This window comes from Streptomyces durmitorensis (assembly GCF_023498005.1).
Taxonomy (GTDB): Bacteria; Actinomycetota; Actinomycetes; order Streptomycetales; family Streptomycetaceae; genus Streptomyces; species Streptomyces durmitorensis.
In genome coordinates this window covers 5,897,092-5,917,365 of the sequence record NZ_CP097289.1, presented here as the reverse complement: position 1 = coordinate 5,917,365, position 20,274 = coordinate 5,897,092, and the positions used below count along the sequence as shown (strand labels likewise).

At 67.6% G+C, this 20,274-nt stretch carries 14 protein-coding genes; 8 read left to right on the top strand and 6 right to left on the bottom strand.

Annotation, left to right across the window (positions count from 1 at the left end; translation table 11 throughout):
* Window positions 1–330: 330 nt before the first annotated feature.
* The 5 genes from M4V62_RS26480 to drmB are packed head-to-tail and all read left to right on the top strand — an operon-like array spanning window position 331 to window position 12,577.
* Complete coding sequence (locus tag M4V62_RS26480; protein WP_249589709.1) at window positions 331–687, top strand: hypothetical protein; 357 nt, start codon at window positions 331–333, stop codon at window positions 685–687.
* Window positions 614–5,608, top strand: a complete 4,995-nt coding sequence (locus M4V62_RS26475) for a DEAD/DEAH box helicase (RefSeq protein ID WP_249589708.1) — start codon at window positions 614–616, stop codon at window positions 5,606–5,608. Before M4V62_RS26480 ends, M4V62_RS26475 begins: the two co-directional genes overlap by 74 nt.
* 5 nt (window positions 5,609–5,613) lie before the next feature.
* Window positions 5,614–7,515 carry a UvrD-helicase domain-containing protein gene (locus tag M4V62_RS26470; protein WP_249593006.1) on the top strand — a complete coding sequence of 634 codons (1,902 nt, stop codon included), beginning with the start codon at window positions 5,614–5,616 and terminating at the stop codon, window positions 7,513–7,515.
* The gene (locus tag M4V62_RS26465; RefSeq protein WP_249589707.1) at window positions 7,512–10,739 is read left to right on the top strand and encodes a helicase-related protein; all 3,228 of its coding nucleotides are present in this window, start codon (window positions 7,512–7,514) and stop codon (window positions 10,737–10,739) included. The genes M4V62_RS26470 and M4V62_RS26465 overlap by 4 nt, the downstream gene beginning before the upstream one ends.
* On the top strand, window positions 10,736–12,577 hold the full coding sequence (gene drmB, locus M4V62_RS26460) for a DUF1998 domain-containing protein (protein ID WP_249589706.1): 1,842 nt from the start codon (window positions 10,736–10,738) through the stop codon (window positions 12,575–12,577). Before M4V62_RS26465 ends, drmB begins: the two co-directional genes overlap by 4 nt.
* On the opposite strand, the gene M4V62_RS26455 is transcribed toward drmB, so the two are convergent.
* Window positions 12,571–13,221, bottom strand: a complete 651-nt coding sequence (locus M4V62_RS26455; RefSeq protein ID WP_249593005.1) for an ATP-binding protein — start codon at window positions 13,219–13,221, stop codon at window positions 12,571–12,573. The two genes, drmB and M4V62_RS26455, sit on opposite strands and share 7 nt — an antisense overlap.
* A gap of 213 nt (window positions 13,222–13,434) precedes the next feature.
* Between M4V62_RS26455 and M4V62_RS26450 the strand changes: the two genes are divergently transcribed.
* Window positions 13,435–14,283, top strand: coding sequence for a helix-turn-helix domain-containing protein (locus M4V62_RS26450; RefSeq protein ID WP_249589705.1), 849 nt, complete (start codon window positions 13,435–13,437; stop codon window positions 14,281–14,283).
* Window positions 14,280–14,513 carry a DUF397 domain-containing protein gene (locus M4V62_RS26445; RefSeq protein WP_249589704.1) on the top strand — a complete coding sequence of 78 codons (234 nt, stop codon included), beginning with the start codon at window positions 14,280–14,282 and terminating at the stop codon, window positions 14,511–14,513. The genes M4V62_RS26450 and M4V62_RS26445 overlap by 4 nt, the downstream gene beginning before the upstream one ends.
* Before the next feature lie 101 nt (window positions 14,514–14,614).
* Here M4V62_RS26445 and M4V62_RS26440 read toward each other — a convergent pair whose 3' ends face one another.
* Together M4V62_RS26440 and M4V62_RS26435 are read right to left on the bottom strand one after the other, a co-directional pair.
* Window positions 14,615–14,908 carry a hypothetical protein gene (locus tag M4V62_RS26440; RefSeq protein ID WP_249589703.1) on the bottom strand — a complete coding sequence of 98 codons (294 nt, stop codon included), beginning with the start codon at window positions 14,906–14,908 and terminating at the stop codon, window positions 14,615–14,617.
* 157 nt (window positions 14,909–15,065) lie between these two features.
* On the bottom strand, window positions 15,066–16,349 hold the full coding sequence (locus M4V62_RS26435; RefSeq protein ID WP_249589702.1) for an FAD-dependent oxidoreductase: 1,284 nt from the start codon (window positions 16,347–16,349) through the stop codon (window positions 15,066–15,068).
* Between the two features lie 177 nt (window positions 16,350–16,526).
* Between M4V62_RS26435 and M4V62_RS26430 the strand changes: the two genes are divergently transcribed.
* Window positions 16,527–16,844: a hypothetical protein gene (locus M4V62_RS26430; protein ID WP_249589701.1), complete on the top strand. Its 318-nt coding sequence runs from the start codon at window positions 16,527–16,529 to the stop codon at window positions 16,842–16,844.
* Between the two features lie 28 nt (window positions 16,845–16,872).
* On the opposite strand, the gene M4V62_RS26425 is transcribed toward M4V62_RS26430, so the two are convergent.
* From M4V62_RS26425 to M4V62_RS26415, 3 genes are all read right to left on the bottom strand, one after another.
* Window positions 16,873–17,286 (bottom strand): hypothetical protein, encoded by a 414-nt coding sequence (locus M4V62_RS26425; RefSeq protein WP_249589700.1) that lies wholly within the window; start codon window positions 17,284–17,286, stop codon window positions 16,873–16,875.
* 190 nt (window positions 17,287–17,476) lie between these two features.
* On the bottom strand, window positions 17,477–18,478 hold the full coding sequence (locus M4V62_RS26420; protein WP_249589699.1) for a GlxA family transcriptional regulator: 1,002 nt from the start codon (window positions 18,476–18,478) through the stop codon (window positions 17,477–17,479).
* A 136-nt stretch (window positions 18,479–18,614) separates the two neighbouring features.
* A complete protein-coding gene (locus M4V62_RS26415) occupies window positions 18,615–20,057 on the bottom strand; it encodes a DUF445 domain-containing protein (protein WP_425574995.1) in 1,443 nt (480 codons plus the stop codon).
* Window positions 20,058–20,274: the final 217 nt, after the last annotated feature.

Here is a 20,274-nt window from a genome sequence, read left to right as displayed (position 1 = left end):
CGGCGGGCAGCGGCGGACAGTACCTCCGGAGGGATGGATGTCACCTTTACCCCCTTGGTGCATCCATGCCCGCTTCGACCGATAGGCGCCCCGCTCGCCAAAGGCTCGCACCATCGAGGAGCGCGCCGGGCGCACCGATTTCGTCTTTCACTGCAAAAGCCTTGAAGCGAAGGGGAGTTCGGCCCTAGGGTTCGAATTCTCGACCGAGAATCAACCACCCCACGGGAATCAGTTGTCGATGGGCTGGTTCGTCATGCCCTCCCCGTTGGAGCTCTGCAATGCGCGCCACCCGCCCCTTAGCGATCATCAGCCCAACGGATCGAGGATCCCGTGCCCGACAGCTTTGAAACCGATGATTCTTCCCTGGAAGAAATGCGGAGGATCATCGCCGAGTACGACGCCTGCGAGGGCCAGGAGAGCAAGTCCGAGTATTTGATCCAGCAGCGAATCACTCTCGGAATCATCGGGGCGTACCGCAAGACGATCGAAATCATCGATCGCAGGAAGGTTTCTCCCCCGACCGCATCCAGCACCCGCGGAACCTCGCACCGCCGCAGCCACCGCCGCCGCGCCCGCCGTATTCCGACGAGCCCTCCCGGGCATCCGGGCACCTATGACCGTTCGCACCGGAACCGGCGTGGCCGCACACGCGTCACCGTCATCATCATCAGGTTCGATCTGCCGTAACCAGCACGCCTGTCAGGCCCGGGGTCTATCGTCGTCAAGACTGCCGGTCGCGCCATCCCTGACGGCTCGACCGGCCCCGCTCCGCACCCCGCGTTCCGCCCTCAGCCAAGAGAAAAGGGAAACCGTGAGTCAGCGCAATACGGCGGACGCTTCGGAGTCCTCGCCCGTGATCAAGAAGATCGTCGAGCAATCCGCGCGAGTACTGGAGACCTATCGCGTCGATCCTGGACTGATCCAGGAGCATGCGAATGGCGAACGCCGTATCACGCAGGGAGGGTACGGGGATCGGCAGCTCTTCGAACTGGTTCAGAACGCTGCCGATGAAATCGCGAACGACCCCGGCGGTACGATTCATTCCGTCCTCACCGAAACTCATCTCTACTGCGCGAATGAAGGAACACCCGTCACGCCCGAAGGCGCCGAGACGATCCTTCGTATGAGCGTTTCGAGAAAGAGGGGCGGTCAGATCGGGCGTTTCGGCGTCGGCGTGAAGTCTGTTCTCGCCATCACGGACACACCTCAGTTCTTCAGTACCGACACGGAGCACTCCTCCGGCAGTTCAACAATCTTCGGGTTCGGCTTCGATCGTGAATGGGCCTTCTCGAAGATCAGCGAGGCACGTGGGGCAGCCCCCTGTGCAGAGTTCGAAGCCCCTGTCCTCCGCATGGCCCGGTCTCTCGATGTGGAGAAGGAGCGAGGGGGCGACCCCGTCCTCGACGAACTCCTCGGCTGGGCGACCACGGTGGTACGCCTTCCTCTGACCGCCGGGGCGGCGAGGCGGCTCGCCGGCGATCTGCACCAAGGCGACAAGGCGGGCGTGCAGAAGGAGTTCCCCTCCCGCTTCCTCCTCTTCTCGCACCACGTCGGAACGGTCGTACTCGAGGATCGCCGCGCCATGCCCCCCATACGTCGCGTCATCAAGGTCGAACACGAGGGCTTCCGGCACACGATCCACGAGCGGCGCACCGGACAACAGGCCTCGCGGACGGACTGGAAGGTGTTCACCCACGCACACCGCCCCACCGAGGCTGCCCGGCGAAGCGCCGGCGAGATGCACGACCGGGGAACCATCGACATCGCTTGGGCCGTGCCCGAGTACTCCGGCGACAAGCTGTTGACCGCCCCGCGTGGGCGGGGCGAGTTCTGGTCCTTCTTCCCGACCAAGTACCCCATGACATTGAGCGGCGCTCTCAACGGCGCGTGGAAGACGAACGAGGACAGACAGAACCTGCTGGATGCCAGTCCGTTCAATGAAGAGATCATCCAGGTCGCGGCCCGCCTGGTCGTGGACTCGCTGCCCCACCTCACGCCTCCGCAGGACCCCGGCGCCTACCTCCCCCTGCTCCCCGGGCGGACGAAGGAATCGGAGACGCTCAACTGGGCCGACCAGCAACTGACCGAGCAAATCTGGGAGATGGCGGCGCAGCGCCCCTCCCTTCCCGACCAGGACGGCGTTCTGCGTATCCCCCGGGACCTCCACCTCCACCCGGACATGGGTAAGCGGGGGAAACTGAAGGCCCAGTGGCTGGACCTGTGGAACGCCTACCCGGGCAGGCCGGCCGACTGGATCCATCCCTCGGTCGAGGCTGCCGAGATCCGCTCCGGCAAGGTCGAGCACATCATCGCCGCGGCAAAGCAGGAGCGGGCCACGGTCCGCGAGTGGCTGGAGGCACTGGTGGCCGACGGCTCGGCCGACGCGTCGGCCGTGGCGATCCACATCCTCGCCGAGATGATCAACGATGCCTCACCGTTCGCGGACGAGGCACGTACCGCCCGCATCGTGCTGACCGAAGAGCACGGCCTGGTCGCACCAGTCGCAGGCAAAGTGTTCCGGCGGACCGTGCAGGACGGCCTCAAGGACGATCTCGTCTACGCCGATGCCAAGCTCTCGGCGGATGTGTCCCTCCTCTCCGCCCTCAACGTGATCGGCATCCGTGAGGCAGATGCCCGCGGGCGCTTCGTCGGCGTGCTCGAGCAAGGGTTCGCCCGCTACTCGGACCAGGACTGGACCCGGTTCTGGGAGCTCTTCCACAGCGCCGGAGGCAGCCACGTCACCACCGAGGTGCGAGCCCGGGTTCCGCATCCGCTGGAGACCTTGTACGTCCGGACCAAGGACGGCCGCTACCACCGCATGCGGGACTGCATGATCCCGGGCCGGGTGGTGCCGGGCGACGGGTCACGTGACGTCTCAGTGGCCGTCGACATGGGTTTCCACTCCGACGACATGGCCGTCTTCCGCGAGTTCGGCCTGCTCGATCGCCCGACCGGCGGCTACCGCCCGGAGGACGAGCCCTGGTTCGACGAATACCGGACGGCGGTCTTCGACGCATACTGCCGAACGCTCGACAGCAACGCCAGCCGCCCGCAGATCTCCCGCCTCAAGCTGGAGGGCGCTGCGATCGGCGGCCCTCTGCATCTCCTCCCCCTGCTTTCCGACGAAGGAAAGGCAGCCTTCGTCAAGGCTCTCCCGGACGAATCCGTGATCGACGTCTGGACCCGCCAGTTCGGGGCGCAGGCCGCCACGCGGAAGCCTGTTGCGTCCCCGTTGCGATGGATGGTGCGCCGACACGGCCTTGTGGAGACCTCGAAGGGTGTCATGCGTCTCGCGAACGCGGCGGGCCCACAGCTGAAGGCCTACAGCGACGTGCTGCCGGTCGCCGACATCAGCCCGGAGAAGGCTCGCAAGCTGCATCTTCCGGTCGTCGTCGACGATGTCCCGGAATCCCAGTGGGAGCAGCTGATGGAGGAGCTGCTCAGGAGCGAGGACGACACCTTCGTCGGACGCACCTACGTGATGCTGACCCGCCTGCAAGTGGGTTTCCCCGAGGACTCCTTGACCCGCTGCCGCGTCGGGATGGAGTGGGACACGCGAGAGGACGGCGAGATCGCCGTAGCCGCGACGTCCGACGAGTACCGGGCTCTGCGGGCCGAACAGCTCCCGGCCCTCCTCGCAGGCACTCCGGAGGACGCCGAGCTGATGATCGGCCAGTGGGGCATGCTGCGCTACTCCGACGTCATCAGCAAGGAGACCCAGCGCGTCACCTCCGGCGAGCCCATTTTGCTGCGGGATGAATTCCCCGCGCTCCGCCAGCGGTTGGGCAACTCCGTCAACAACTTCGACCTGCAGTACTGCTCAGAGCTGGAAGAGGTCGTGCGCACTCCCAACGGGATGCGTGCCACACCGCTGAAGAGCGCCCTGGAGGGCACCACCGTGCTCGTCCTCACCCCCGCGGACCGACTGACGACCCTGACCGCGGCGGACCGTGAACTCCGTTGGCGACTCGGCGAGTCCGGGTGCCGGGCGGTTCTCGAAGCACAGGATCGGCAGGAGCAGGATCAGCAGCTTCAGGATTCGCTCCGCGCCGTGCGGGAGGCCGCATCCGTCGTGGACAAGCTGGAGCTTCTGATCGGCGCAGACGCACTGCGCGCGGGACTACCAGCAGGGCTGTTCGCCAGCGAGCAGGCGGACATCGGCGGTGCGACGCCTTCGACTCAGCGCATCGCGCAGATGGCGTACAACGCGCATGGGGACGGAGTGCTCCAGGTGCACGCCAAGGACCTGGCCGCCGCATACCCCAGCCATGCGCCCTCCTCCTTCACCGGCGCGACCCGCGCCGTGACGTTCGTCTCCGATCTGGGCTTTCCTGACTCGTTCGCCGGTGTTCGCGCCCCCTCGTTGGCGCCACGTGTCGACGTCGACGGCCCGACGGAGTTCCCTCGTCTCCACGACTACCAAGAGCGCCTTGCCACCAATGTCTTCACCATGCTGGACCGGATCTCTCCCCAGCGCGGCATGTTGTCCCTTCCCACCGGCGCGGGAAAGACCCGAGTGGCTTCCGAAGCAGTCATCCGCTGGATCAAGCAGGACGGGCAGCTCGACGGCCCGATCCTGTGGATCGCACAGTCCGAGGAGCTGTGCGAGCAGGCAGTGCAGAGCTGGCAGTTCGTATGGTCGAAAGTCGGGGCCGACAGCCCTCTGGCGATCAGCAGGCTCTGGGCGTCGAACGAAGCCGGTCCCATCGGCGATCGCCCGCACCTCGTCGTGGCCACGGATGCCAAGCTGCGCGTGTCTCTCGACACCCACGCGTACGCCTGGCTACGGAAGGCGTCCTTGGTCATCGTGGACGAGGCCCACATGGCGATCGCCCCGCAGTACACGGAAATCCTGGCGCTGCTCGGCCTCACGCACTCGCGCACCGACCGCCATCTGCTGGGTCTCACCGCGACCCCCTTCCGCAACACCAACGTCGACGAGACGAAGCGACTGATCCAACGTTTCGGTGGCCGCCGGCTGGACGACGGCATCTTCAATTCGGACGACCCCTACTCCGAACTGCAGGAACTCGGCATGTTGGCCCGAGTCACACACAAGGAACTGACCGGTGGTTCGATCGAGTTGACGCGTGACGAGCAGGATCGCGCCGATCAGCTGAGCGTGCTCTCCAAAGCCGCGGAACAGCGGCTGGCAGACGACAACGATCGCAACAGGCGCATCATCGACGAGATCCTCGCCATGCCCGAGCGCTGGCCGGTCCTGGTGTTCGCCACGTCCGTCGGCCATGCCAAGTTCCTCGCGGCCAAGCTCAACGACAAGGCCATCACCGCAGCGGCCGTCGACTCCACGACCTCCCCCACCGAACGCCGACGGCGCATCGACTCGTTCCGGAGGCGACAGACCCGCGTCCTCACCAACTACGGGGTCCTCACTCAGGGATTCGACGCTCCCGCCACCCGAGCTGTCGTCGTGGCACGCCCCACGTACAGCCCGAACATGTACCAGCAGATGATCGGACGTGGCCTCCGTGGACCGCGCAACGGTGGTGAGGACACCTGCCTGATCCTCAATGTCAGGGACAACATCAAGAATTACGACAAGGCCCTGGCCTTCACCCGGTTCGAGCACCTGTGGAGTGCCAAGTGACGAGCATGTACGCGGACAGTCCCGCTCTCACCCCGGAGCAGCAAGCAGTCGTCGATCAGCCCTGGGACGCACGGGTCCTGGTGACGGCCGGGGCAGGCGCGGGCAAGACCCACACCCTCGTAAGACGTCTGGACGTCCTGGTGAGCCGCGAGGAGGACGCCCTGGAGGCGGGCGAGATCCTCGTACTCAGCTTCTCGCGTGCCGCTGTGCGCGAGCTGCGTGTGCGGATCTCCGCCCACGGCCGACAAGCCCGGCGGGTCCGAGCCCAGACCTTCGACTCCTGGGCCTACGCACTGTTGGCCAACGCTTACCCGGACGAGGAGTGGAGCCGCTACAGCTTCGACGAACGCATTCGCGAGGCCGAAAGAGCGATCACCAAGGGTGCAGTGGAGGCCGGAGAGCTCGGCGCGCCGGCACATGTGGTCATCGACGAGGTCCAGGACCTGGTCGGCGACCGTCGGAACATGGTGGAGACCTTGCTCGACCGGTTCCAGGACAGCTGCGGCTTCACGGTGGTCGGCGACAGTGCGCAGGCCGTATACGGGTTCCAGGTAACCGATCCGGATGCTCGGGCCGCCGAGACCAACTACTTCTTCGACTGGTTGCGCGTCTCGTACTCCGATGATCTCGTCGAACTGCGTCTGTCGGCCAATTTCCGTGCGCGAAGCGAGGAGGCCCGTACGGCACTGTCCGTGGGCCCCACCCTTCACGGGTTGCCGTCCGACCCCGCCGAGGCGGCAACGGTGGGCGAGTCCGCGTACCGGCAGTTGCGGGAGCGGCTTCTGGCCTGCCCCGATTTCGGCGATCTCTCCGACCCTTTCGTCGTCGAATCGCTCAAGGACTATCCGGGTACGTGCGCGATCCTCTGCCGGGACAACCGGCAGGCGCTGGTCCTGACGGAGACCCTGTCCGGGCAGGATGTCCCCCATCGCCTCCAACGCTCGCTCCAGGACCGCCCGGTACCGGCTTGGGTCGCCGGCCTGCTGAGGCGGACCGGATCCGCCACCCTGAACGAGGATCGCTTCCGGGAGATTCTGTCCGAGGTCGGGACATCGTCCGAAGTCGATCCCGTGCCCCTTTGGCGATCTCTGCGTGGTGCCGCACGCGCGTCGCGCGGCCTGATGGACATCGCCGGTGTACGCAGGCTCATGGTGGAAGGCCGTTTTCCCGATGACCTGGCCGCCGCCGAACCCTCTCGTCTCGTGGTCTCCACGATTCATCGCGCGAAGGGCCTCGAATTCGATCGAGTGATCGTCATGGAGCCCGCCGCCATATTCGAGTTGAGCAAGCAACACACGCACCTCGACCCGGCAGCCGAGGCGCGGGCCCTCTACGTCGCAATGACACGCCCTCGGGAGGACCTCTACCGGCTTGCCGCGCCGAACACCGCGGCGATCCGCCGCGACCGGGCCATCAACCGCTGGTACGTGGGCGGTTGGAAGTCGTACGCACGCCACGGCATCGAGGCGACCGGAGGCGATGTCTGCCGTGAACATCCCCCTGGCACGGACAGTTTCGACTTCGACCCACAGGCGGTACAGGAGCACCTCACCGGCTCTGTGCACACCGGTGATCCGCTCGTCCTGCGGCGTCTGCACGATCTACAGTCCGATGCCGACCAGAGTCCCCCCTATGCCGTGTACCACGCGGGGATCCCGGTCGGCTCGGTCTCGAAGAAGTTCCGTATGGATCTGTACTCGTCCCTCAAGGTCAGCCGTAACTGGAAGGTTCGCTGGCCATCGGCGATCACTGGATTCCGCGTCGACACCGTCGAGGCCGTGGCCGGAAGCGTGGCCTCCGGAGTCCGCGCCGGGCTCGGGGAACACGGCGTATGGCTGTTGCCGCGCATGACCGGGCTGGGGCGCTACACATCGGGCGGCCACGCCCAGGAAGGTCACGACCGATGAGGCACGACAGTAAGGGCCACGCAGCGCACTACGCGGTCCGGGACGGTTTGGTCGCCCAGCTGCGCCGGGACCTGCTGGGTCCCGGCGCCGAGGACGAAGTGCTGGCCCACGATCCTCCGATCACCGCTTATCCGATCGGCGTGCTGTTCCCACGGGCGGCAGGCGGGGCCGCCGAGGAGGAACTCGTCTCCGACAGGGCCGAGAACGACGGCGTCGACGACGCCGCCGTGCTGAGGAGCAGGGACATCGAGGATCCCACCCCCGACATCGGGATTTCGCTGGCCAACGACCGCCGACCGTCGTCGATGGGGCTGACCTTCGCGGTCGACCCCCGGGTGTCCCGGACCATCGTCGTCACGACCGAGGCCGCCGCGTACGACCCTGTCGACGCCGAGGGACGTCCCGTGACCGCCAAGCGCGCCGAGGCACGCAGCACCGCCGACCAGAGCGAGCGCTGGCGCCGCCGCCCCTTGAAGTTCCCTCCCGTCACAGTTGACGTGACCGACTCCCTTCCACGACCTTCGGAAACCGTGGCAGACGGGGTGAGCGTCCGCGCCCTGGTCCGCGCTCCATCACCCGACGGCACCGTCACCGTCACGATCTCGTTGGTCAACGAGCGGCGTGTCAGTGAACGTGAACTGCAGGACGCTTTCAGCCTGTTCCAACCTCGCCTCACCGTGAGCACCCCTGCCGGGGAGCGCGCCTTCGTGGAGAGACAACCCACTTCCAAGGCCGTCGATCCCGAGCAGGCCACCAGCAGACTGCTACATCGGCACGCGCCCACGTTCGCGACCGGACACGGATGCGCAGCCGACTGGGACTGGACGCCTCCCCCCATCGGCTCCCCGCTCCTCGACCGTGCCGCGATCGACCACGTCCGGACCGAGTTCGTTCCCGCCCATGAGGTCCTGCTGACCGACTCCAACCCGGAGATCGACGCCTCGGCCCTCACCATGCTCGGACTTGCGTCCCGCACGGACGCAGAGATCCTCTCGGCCCTCGAAGGCCTCCTCGTGGGTTATGCGGAGTGGATCGACCGGAAGGTGGCCGAGGCGGAGGAACTGGTCGGCACGCCGTTCGAGACACCCGCCCGGGAGCAGATCGAACTGTGCGGTGTGGCCCTCGATCGGATGCGACGAGGTATCCGTCTCCTGGCAGACCCGGAGAGACCGGAGATCATGCGAGCGTTCAAGCTCGCCAACGAGGCCATGGCCCAGCAGCGGGCCCGTAGCTCCTGGGTGAAGGACGGCCGCGCAGGCACGCCCGACCTGTCGTCGGGCCGCTGGCGCCCCTTCCAGATCTCCTTCGTGCTGCTCTGCCTCGAAGGGATCGTCGACCCCGAGCACGAGGACCGGGGGACCGCTGATCTGCTCTGGTTCCCCACCGGTGGTGGCAAGACCGAGGCGTACCTGGGCTTGATCGCCTTCACCACCTTCCTACGTCGCATGCGACTGCGGACGCATGGAGCCGGTGTCACCGTGCTGATGCGATACACGCTGCGGCTGCTGACCCTGCAGCAGTTCGAGCGCGCTGCCATCCTCATCTGTGCCATGGAGCAAATGCGGATTGCTGACCAGGAGTTGCTCGGAGACGAGCCGATCTCCATCGGAATGTGGGTCGGCCAGTCCTCGACCCCCAACAAACTGGACGTAGCAGCGGAAAGCCTGGTGGAACTCCGGAAGGGCAAGTCCCTCCAGGAGAAGAATCCGGTCCAACTCCACGCCTGCCCCTGGTGCGGCACCCGCCTCGACGCCCACCAGTACGAGGTGGAAGAGGAAGCGCGCCGCATGCACGTGCGCTGCCCCGACCTCGCCTGCGACTTTCATGACGGGCTCCCGGTCCACCTGGTCGACGACGCCGTCTACGACGCCCGCCCCACTCTTGTGATCGCCACCGTGGACAAATTCGCGTCCATGCCCTGGCGAGAGGAGACGGCGGCGCTCTTCAATCGGGACCGGGCGGACGGCACGCCTCCTCCCGAACTGATCGTCCAGGACGAGCTCCACCTCATCTCCGGCCCGTTGGGCACTCTCACCGGACTGTACGAAACCGCGGTGGACGCCCTCGCGGACCGACCAAAGGTGATCGCCTCGACCGCGACCATCCGGCGGGCGAGCGATCAGGGCAATGCGCTGTTCGCCCGCTCGGTCTCACAGTTCCCTCCGGCCGGACTGGACTCCAGGGACTCCTGGTTCGCCGTGGAGACACCCCGCGAGAGCAAGGCGAGCCGACAGTACGTCGGTCTGCTCACCCCGAGCACGAGTCAGTCGACCCTGCTCATCCGGACCTACGCCACGCTGCTGCACCACGCGATGAACACCGACACTCCGGAAGAGGTGCGTGACGCCTATTGGACCCTGGTCGGCTACTTCAACAGCCTCCGGCTGCTGGCGGCCGCCGATCTGCAGGTCAGGGACGATGTCGAGGCGTATCTGGAGTATCTGGCCGAGCGGGACGGCACCGGCAAGCGGCTCATCCAGGAGATGACCGAGCTCACCAGCCGGGCCACCTCCAGTGAGATCCCCGCCCGCCTCAAGCAGATCGAGAGGCGGTATCCGGACGATGAGGCGGTCGATGTGCTGCTGGCAACGAACATGATCTCCGTCGGTGTCGACGTGGACCGTCTCGGACTGATGGCCGTCATGGGTCAGCCTCAGACCACCGCGGAGTACATCCAGGCGACCAGTCGAGTCGGTCGGAGCCACCCCGGCCTCGTTGCGGTCATGCTCAATTCAGCACGGTCCAGGGACCGTTCGCACTACGAGAGCTTCCTGCACTATCACTCGGCGCTCTACCGCGAGGTGGAGTCGACCTCGGTGACTCCTTTCTCCGCCCGCTCCCGCGATCGCGGACTCCACGCCGTAGTCGTCGCTCTCGCCCGCATCCTGATCCCTATCGCCCGCCCCAACGATGGAGCGGGGCGCATCGACGAGTTCCAAGGCGAACTCCGACGGGTGATCAGACCCATCCTGTTGGAACGCGTGCGGGGAGTCGACGACGAGGAGTACGAAGCGACCGCCCGCGCCTTCGACGCGTTCGTCGACTGGTGGGTCGGGGAGGCAGAGGCGCACGGTGGCCTCTACTACGCACCGATCCGCGGGAAGAGGATCCCTTCCCTTCTCTGCAATTTCGACGACGAGTCGAGTGGCAACGGCTGGCAGACCTTGTGGAGCCTGCGCGATGTGGACGCAGAGACCGCACTGTTCATGGAGGCATCCCGATGACCCCGCCCCCCGCCCGACGCCGCCGTGGCTCAAGCGCTCCCGAACGCAGCTACCCGCGACGCGGCTCCGTCCGTCGAGCACAGATGATCACGACGTACGGCGTCGGCTCACTGATCGCCGTCGAGAACGAGTCCTTCATCGTGGCAGGCACCGACTCCTGGAACATCGAAGAAGCCCCCGTGATCCAGGAGCCCCGGCTCGCGCGAGTACTCGGCGTGCGGTCCTTCCGCCTGCCCCCCGCTTCGGACGACACCAGTAAGGACGGCGTTCGAGTACGCCGTTTCCCTCTCTGGCATTCCTGCCCGAGCTGCGGCTCCCTCCAGCATGTCCGGGGTTTCAACTCTCCCCCGGGCAAGAACGAATGCGGCGACTGCCAGGAAGATCTGGTTCCCTCGCGCTTCGTCATGGCCTGCGCCCACGGGCACATCGACGACTTCCCGTATTGGAGGTGGGCGCACCGTGGAAACCGCGAGGAGGGAGCGACGGGCCACTGCGGGGGAGAGATGCGCCTGCGGACCAGCGGCCGGACCGCTTCGTTGCGCTCCATTGTCATCTCGTGCACCTGCGGCATTCCCGAGGTCTCGATGGAAGGGGCATTCCGACGCACCGCGTTGGCCGGCCTCGCAGTGCGGTGCGCGGGCAAGCGACCGTGGCTCAAGGAAGCACCTACTGAATTCTGTTCCGAGCAGCCCCGTACCCTCCAACGCGGTTCATCCGCGGCCTGGCTACCGATCGTCAAGTCCGCGCTCTCCATCCCCGTCCCACCAGGGAACGATGGTTTGGCGGACCGCCTCGCGCCCTACCGGGACGACCTCCGCAGTCTCGATCGCTCCGAGATCCCCCTCTATCTGAAGATCCAGACGATGCGGGATGGTGTCGAGCTCCCTGCGGATGCGGTACTGGCCCTTCTCGACGCCGAGCAGAACGATGGCGTGGAAGGTGGGCAGGGAGCCGACAGCGAAGAGGCGTATCGCGCACTGCGCAACCAGGAGTACGCCCACCTGCGCAGCGGTAACACCGAGGGGGAGGGAAACCAGCAGGAGCAATTCGTCTGTGAGCCGCCGGCCACCCAGTCGGCAGACCTGGCGCACCTCGGTCTGACCGGTCCGATGCTGGTCAAGCGGCTGCGTGAGGTCCGGGCCCTCAAGGCGTTCTCCCGGGTGGAGGCCCCGGACACCAACGCAGAGGTCCACGAGGCTCGGCTGTCCCTCGCCGATCTCGACTGGCTTCCCGCCATGGAGGTCCAAGGCGAGGGGGTGTTCCTCCGCGTCGATGCGGAACGAATCGACTCCTGGGCACGGAACACAGCCGTCGCCGCCCGGGTGGAACGCATGCGGAGCAACCATCAGCGACAGCTCCGCGAGCGGGCCTCGGATCCTGCGGCCGCGCCGGAGTCTCCTGCCACCCCTCGCTTTGTGCTGCTCCATACGCTGGCGCATGCGCTGATCAACGAGTGGAGCCTGGACGGCGGTTATCCGGCCGCAGCGCTTCGGGAACGCCTCTACTCGGGCGAGACTATGGCCGGGTTGCTCATCTACACCGCGACAAGCGACTCGGCAGGGAGCCTCGGTGGCGTTGTCGCCCAAGGCGAACCCGAGCGCCTGGCCACTACCCTGCGATCCGCCCTGCACCGCGCGGGGTGGTGCTCCGCCGACCCGCTCTGCATCGAGTCCGAGGCCGGCGGAGCAGGCAGTGTCAACCTCGGCGCCTGCCACGCCTGTGTCCTGCTGCCCGAGACGAGTTGCGAGCTGAACAATGGGCTGCTCGATCGGGCCCTGCTCGTGGGCACTCCGGAAGACCCGTCCATAGGATTCTTCCGGGATGCACTGGCTCACTGACCGATTGCCCATTCGGCCTCCTCCACCTCGGCCTCGAGGTGGAGCTGTGCTCGATCCAAGGCTTCGTCCGGATCGCAGCCGTGAGCCCGCAGCCAGTGGAGGAGATCCGCGATGACATCGATCGCGGCCTCCTCCGCGACGGCGACCGTCAAGCATGAGCCTGCTGCACTCCTCGACACCTCTCTCTCGCCGTACAGGGCGATCAGACCCTCGGCACGATCGACCCGCAGACCGCCCGTGTGACCGTTCGGCGATCCGAGACCCGTGGCCAATTCGCACCAGGTGACCTTGGAATCGCTCCGAAGGATCACGCCCCACCTGTCGGCGACGGCGTCAAGAAGAGCCATGCCACGCCCACTCTCGGCATCTGTCCCAGCCGCGAGCAGGGTCGGGAGAGCACGAGTATCGGGGTCGCTGACCTCGATACGGACACGCGTGTCTCTCATCGTGAGTCCGAGCGTCGTGGGCGTGTGCGGCCCCACATGCGTGATGACGTTGGCCACGAGTTCCGAGACGCAGAGCTGCGCCGCATCGATCACTTCAGGGAGACCCCACAGGTTCAGATGCAATCTCATGATGCGGCGAAGTGCCGCCACTTCCTCCGGCTCGGCGAGGAACGGGATCTCCCACGGCTTCCTCGTCATGCACTCATGAACGCTCACGTCTCCACCTCTCAGAGGCCCACGAGATCAACGACTACTTGTCACGACCCGTGGACCCTCCGTAGCGATGCATGTGAGCATGGCAGCGCGCATCCCGCCGTGCAATGTGCACGAAGGGATTCCCCCCATAGAGTGATTGGCCTTTCTCGGGGCTTCCGGTGAGATGGAACCTCCGCTAGATGACAGGGAGTTGGAATGACCGGCTCGCCCACCGCCCGACGCCGCCGACTGGCGATCGAGCTCAAGAAGCTCCGCGAAGAGCACAACCTCACGTGCAACCAGGTGGGCAAGGAACTCGACTGGAGCGGGTCCAAGGTCAACCGCATGGAGACAGGCACCGGGCGCGTCCAACCATCGGACATCGAAGCGCTGTGCCGCCTTTACGAGACCACCTCTGAGCTGCGCGAGTTCCTCAAAGCCCTCGCCAAGGAATCGAAGCTACGCGGGTGGTGGCATGCCCACGCGACGGCGATCCCGTCTTGGTTCTCCGTCTACGTCGGCCTTGAGCAGGAGGCAGCCAACCTGCGCCAGTACCAGTGCGAGTTCGCCCCGGGACTACTACAGACAGCTGCGTACGCCACGGAACTACACCGCGCCACCGGCCACATCAGTGATGAGCAGTTGGAGCGCGCCATCCACGTACGCATGGAGCGGCAACAGATCCTCACCCGAAAGAACCCGACGGAACTCTGGGCAGTCATCCACGAGACCGTCCTTCGTCACGTCATCGGCGACCGTGACGTCATGAAGCGCCAGCTCGAACATATGCTGGCCGTAGGGAAGTTGCCGAACGTAACCCTTCAAGTCCTGCCCTTCGACGCGGGTACATATCCCGCGACCGGCGCGTACACCATCCTGGGTTTCCCCGAGCGGGGAGACCCAGATGTGGTGTACCGGGATGGGATCACTGATGCGGTCTACCTGGAAGCTCCCTCGGATGTGGACCAGTACACGAAGGCCTTCGACACTCTTCGGGCCTCTGCTTCGAGCCCGGCCCGCTCCGCCTTGTTGATTGAGAAGGTGCTTGAGGAGTACTCCAGATGACCCCAGCTACAGGTTCCAGAGCTACAGGTTCCAGCAGCCCCTTCTTGACCGTTCGGTGGCGTAAGAGCAGCTACAGCAACGGCTCCGGAGGCGAATGCGTGGAGGTGGCTGCCGCTGAACACGCAGTCCTCGTACGCGATTCAAAGCGCCCTGACGGCTCACTGATCGCTGTCCGGCCGCACACCTGGAGCGAGTTCCTCGCCACCCTGAATCGAGCCTCGTCTCGCTGAGGCGGACGACTCGATCCGCCACGCACCCGACGCTCAGCCGATGCAGGGAGACGAAAAGGGGGCCCGCTCCAGGCGGGCCCCTTCAGCGTGGTGCTCGGTGGTCAGTGGTTGCCGTTGAACTGACCGTCGAAGCCGCCCGCGTGGTAGCCCGCACCCTTGGTGATGCCCGCGGGGCCGCCCAGGTTCTCGAAGGCGAAGCCGCCGGCCTGCATGCCCTTGTCGTAGCCGCCTTCGCCGTGACCGGCTCCCTCGGTGATGCCGGCCGCGCCGCCGAGGTTCTCGAAGGCGAAGCCGCCCTGCATGCCGCCTTCCTCGTTGGCGAGGGCGGTGCCGCCGGCACCCAGGACAGCGGCGGCGGCGAGGGCGGTGGCGGCCAGAACCGTACGAATACGCATGGGGGTCCCTTTCGGGTTGGTGATCTTGGGGTGTGTCGAGGTCCTCCCCTCTTCCCCGACCGCACAGACGTGCCCCGCCGCATTTCACCCGGACAGCCGTGACTATGAGTGACTGTTGCTGACCGTCCGTGATTGGTGTGTCCTGGCCCTGCCCGGCCTACCCGACCTGCTCGTCCCAGTTGATCCGGTGGTCGAACTGCCAGGCCCCCCACACCGCTCCCCCCGCCCCGCCCACCTTCGTGGCGACCGGCAGGAGTGCGTCCCGCAGGGCGCGGCTCAAGGGGCCCGCCGGCTTCGGTGTTGCCGTGCGGGCCGCGGCCGATGTGGCCGTCGCCGTGGCCGTCGTGTGTTTCAGGATGCGGTCCACTCGGGGGTGGCGTAGGGACTCGTACGCCTTGAAGGCCTTCCCTACCGGCAAGTCCCTTAGGCAGCGGGCCAGTTGTACCGCGCCCTCCGAGGCCAGCGACGCGCCCTGGCCCGACGTCGGGGACATCGCGTGTGCCGCGTCTCCGATCACGATCATGCGGCCTCTGCTCCAGGTCTGGACGGGAGGCATCGTTTCTGTGGGGCCCGTGATCAGTACGTCCTCCGGGGACGTGTCCGCCAGGAGGTCGGGGGCCGGGGTGCGGTCGTCCGTGAAGGCCTCCCTCAGGCGTTTCAGCCACTCCCCCGCGCCCACCGCCTGCGCCTCCGCCTGCGTCAGCGGCTCGCGGTGCGGCAGGTTCACGGACCAGGCCGCCGACGCGTCGTCGAAGATCTGGTACGCGAAGTACGCCTTCTTGCCGTAGCACATGTACAACACCCCCTCCGTGGAGGGGAGTTCCGTCTTCGGGACTCGTGCCGTGAAGGTGAGTGTTCCCGCGTAGTGCGGCTTCGGGAAGGACGGGTCGATCAGTGCTCGTACCGTCGAGCGCAGGCCGTCCGCGCCGATCAGGACGTCCGCCCTCGCCTGCGAGCCGTCCGAGAAGCGCGCCGTCACGCCCGTGCCCGTGTCCGTCGCGTCCAGGAGCCGCTTGCCCTTGTGGACGGGGATCCCGCGGCTCGAAGCCTCCGCCTCGATCGCCTCGTGCAGCTCCGTGCGCCAGACGAAGCGCGTGGCGGGAAGGTCGGCGGGCGGGGCGAGTTGGGCCAGGTGCCTGCCCGTCCAGCTGCGCAGGGCCAGGGCCGTCACCGGGGTGCCGATGGTGCGCACCGTCTCCGCCGCGTCGATCGCCTCCAGCGCCTGCTGGCCGTTCGGGGCGATCGTCATCGCGCCGCCCCGGCCGCCGCCCCGGCCACCACCGTCGCCACCGCCCCGGGCACCCGAATGGGCGTCGTACGCCTCGTACACCCGTGCCTCGATGCCCGCCTTGTGCAACGCCATCGCCGCCACCAGGCCTGCGACTCCACCCCCGATGACCAGGGCGGTTCGAGTGGTGGGGGCAGGAGTTCGTGCGGTCATCTCTACTATCGGTCCCTCGTCGGCTGCGCCTTCGAGCGCGCCGCGGATGCGCAGCGCACACCCTCACCAACCTACGTGGCGCAGACCCCCTCGCCGCAAGGCTTTCCAGGCGCGTTAGCCTCGGGCCGCAGGCGCATTGAGGACGTATCGGCTGGAAGCCGTGGAAGCGAGGCAGGCATGGCGCAGGTACCGACAGCAGCAGTGGCCGTCACGGGGATCGTCGGGGGCTACGCCGTCGCCCGGTGGAGCAAGAAGCGGGCCCTTGGTGGCGTCGTCCTCGCCGCCGCGGGAGCCGCTGCCGCTCAGCAGTGGCGGCAGAGCGCGGGCGCGAAGACCGCCGCCGCGCTCAGCGCCACGTACGTCGCCGCCTTCGCCGGGTCTCATCCGCTCGCCAAGAAGGTCGGGGCCTGGCCCGCGGTCTTCGGTGTCGCGGGTGGCGTGGGGGTCGCGTCCTGGGCGCTCGCCGATCGCCACCGGCAGACCACGACGGTCTGACCCCGCTCAGGTCACGGGCTGACCCCGCTCAGGCCTCAGCGTCCCTGAACAAGCGCGCGAAACCCGCCACCGCGAGCACCCCCGCCCCCATCACAAGGACGAAGAACCCCCACGCCAGCGGCCACACCGCCGCGTCCGGCGCCGGGTGGCTGTCGAAGGAGGCGTACATCAGCGTCGCCGGCGGGCCCGCCACGAGCAGCAGTGCCAGGCCCAGGCGGTCACGGAAGCCGAAGTAGGCCGCCAGGGACAGCATCGAGACGGCCAGGGCGGTGATGCCAAGGGCCGTCACCGGTGACGTCTCGTTGATCGCGCCGGGTGTCTCGGGGCGGTTGCGCAGGTCCCAGGGGAGGCAGAGGAGGTACGCCGCCGCCGCGAGGGCGGCGCCCAGGGCGCGCGTCAGCCAGCGTCGCAGGGGTGGGCTGCCGGGCAGGTCCGTCAGCAAGGGCCTCAGTAGGTTCCGCAGGTTCCGCGCGCTTATGGGGCTCGGTTCGTGGCGCGCGCTCATGCGCCGACCTATGTGGCGCGGGCTCATGTTCATCGACTTTGCCGTCATGGGGACGAGCCTGCCGACCTCGCCATGGGGCGCGACAGAGTACGCGTACTCAGACCGAGCTCCTCAAAGGGCAAGGCGGTCAGCCTCGCGTCCCCCTGGACGTCCCCCCGGACGTCCCCCTGAACGTAATCCGGTACGCCCCCGGCGACACCCCGAGCCCCGCCTGGAAGTGCTGCCTCAGCGACGCGCCCGTGCCGAAGCCCGCCTCCGCCGCGATGCGGTCGACCGTGCGGTCCGTCTCCTCCAGGAGCTCGCGGGCCCGGTCCACGCGGCGCTGCGTCAGCCACTGCATCGGCGTCAGGCCCGTCTCCTCGCGGAAGCGGCGGCTGAAGGTGCGGACGCTCATGGACTCCTGCTCGGCCATCTCGGCCAGCGTCAGGGGCTCCGACAGGCGCGTCTGGGCCCACTCCCTGGCCCGGCTCGTCGACGTCACGCGCGGCTCCGCCACCGGGCGCCGGATGTACTGGGCCTGGCCGCCCTCGCGGTGCGGGGGTACGACGGTGCGGCGGGCCACCTCCGCCGCCACCGCCGCGCCGTGGTCGCGGCGGATCATGTGCAGGCAGAGGTCGATGCCCGCGGCCTCGCCCGCCGATGTGAGGACCGCGCCCTCGTCCACGTACAGGACGTCCGGGTCGACGCTCACGCCCGGGAACGTGCGAGCGAAGAGGTCTGTCGAGAGCCAGTGGGTCGTTGCTCTGCGGCCGTCCAGGAGGCCTGCCGCCGCCAGGACGAAGGCACCTGTGCAGATGGAGGCGATACGGGCGCCGGCGCCTGTGGCGGACTTGAGCGTCTTCGCCAGGGTGGGCGGGAGGCCGCCCGGCGTCAGCGACTCGTCCTCCTCGTGCGAGGCAGGGACGATGACCGTGTCCGCGGCCGCCACCGCCTCGGGGCCGTGTTCCGCGTAGACCGGGAAGTCGGCGTCCGTGCGGATCCTGCCGGGGGTCAGGGCGCAGGTCGTCAGCTCGTAGAGGCGCGCGCCCTGTGGTGAGCGTGCGCTGCCGAACAGCTGGTGGACCAGGCCCAGCTCCATGGGCAGTACGCCGTCGCGGATCAGGACCGCGACGCTGTGAGGCCTGGTCACTGCGCTTTTCCTTTCCCCGACCCCGCCCCTTCCCGAAAACCCGCTGGCGCAGGGGCCTTGGTTGCCGTCATCACCGGCTCCGCCGAGTTCGTCCTCAAACGCCGGACGGGCTGAAACCCCCTCGCCCGCCGGACGGCTAAAAGACCACGTGCGACACCGTATAGATCGCGAGCCCCGCCAACGCCCCCACCACCGTGCCGTTGATCCGGATGAACTGAAGGTCGCGGCCGATGTGGGCCTCGATCTTCTTCGACGTGTGCTCGGCGTCCCAGCCCGCGACCGTGTCGGTGATCAGGGAGGTGATCTCGTCCCGATACGTCGTCACCACGTACACCGCGGCGCCCTCGACCCAGCCGTCGACCTTCTGCTGCAAGCGGCCGTCCGTCGCCATCCGCGAGCCGAGCGAGAGCAGCGCGGCCCGCACCCGCAGCCGCAGTTCGCTGCGCTCGTCCTCGGCGGCGGCCACGATCATCTGGCGCACCGCCGACCAGGCGGAGGCGATCAGGTCCTGCACCTCGCCGCGGCCGAGCACCTCCCGCTTGAGGCGTTCCACGCGCTCGCGGGTGTCGGAGTCGGACTGCAGGTCGGCGGCGAAGTCGGCGAGGAAGCGGTCGACGGCGCCGCGCGCGGGGTGCTCGGGCATGTCCCGCATCTCGGCGAGGAAGCGGAGCAGCTCCTTGTAGACGCGCTCGCCGACCTTCTTGTCGACGAACCGCGGGGTCCAGCCGGGGGCGCCGCCCTGGACGGCGTCCATGACCGACTCGTCGTGCTCGACCAGCCAGTCGTGGGCGCGGACGCAGACCAGGTCCACGACCCGCTTGTGGCCGCCGTCCGCGACGACCTTCTCCAGCATCTTGCCGATGCCTGGCGCGATCTCCTGGGCGTCCGCGCGGCGCGTGATGGCCTCGCCGACGACCGCCTGGACGTCCGAGTCGCGCAGGACCGTCAGGGCGCCGCGCAGGGCCGTGGCCAGTTCGGCCGTCACCCGGTCGGCGTGCTCAGGGTCCGCCAGCCAGGTGCCGAGGCGGCTGCCGATGCCCACCGCGCGCAGTCTGCCTCGTACGACATCGGAGGAGAGGAAGTTCTCGCCCACGAAGTCGCCGAGGGATGCGCCCAGTTGGTCCTTCTTGTTCGGGATGATCGCCGTGTGCGGGATGGGCAGGCCGAGCGGGTGGCGGAAGAGCGCCGTCACCGCGAACCAGTCGGCGAGCGCGCCGACCATGCCGGCCTCGGCCGCCGCGGCGACATAGCCCGCCCAGGCTCCGGCGCCGGAGTTCTGCGCCCATTTGGCCAGGACGTAGACGACTGCGACGAAGACGAGCAGGCCCGTCGCGGTGATCTTCATCCGGCGGACGCCGCGCCGCTTCTCCTCGTCGGCGGGGCTGTACGTGAAACCGCCGCCGCCCGGAGCGGAGCCGCCTCCCCTCGCGCCGGAGCCGCCAGCGCCGGAGCCGGGTGTGACGCCGCCCGCACCGGAGCCGGGTGTGACGCCGCTTGAAGGGCGGGGCTCACGGGCATGCTGTCCCGCAGCGCCCGCTTCCGCCGTATCCTCCGGAATTGATCGATTCGTGCGTTCCACTCACTCCACCTGACCCGTTCGCGTGGTTCGCGGCGTTCTCCGCCGTATTGTCCCCGTCTCTCTGCGTCCCTTCCTGACCGACTCCTGGAACGGACCACAAGTTCCCGGCGTCTGAATGGTCGGAGGGGGGCAGTGTCGGCCGCCTCACGGCCCATGACGCATCATGGGGTGATCACATCGGAGCCTCGATCAGGCTCCCCCTGCTCGAGGAGACACA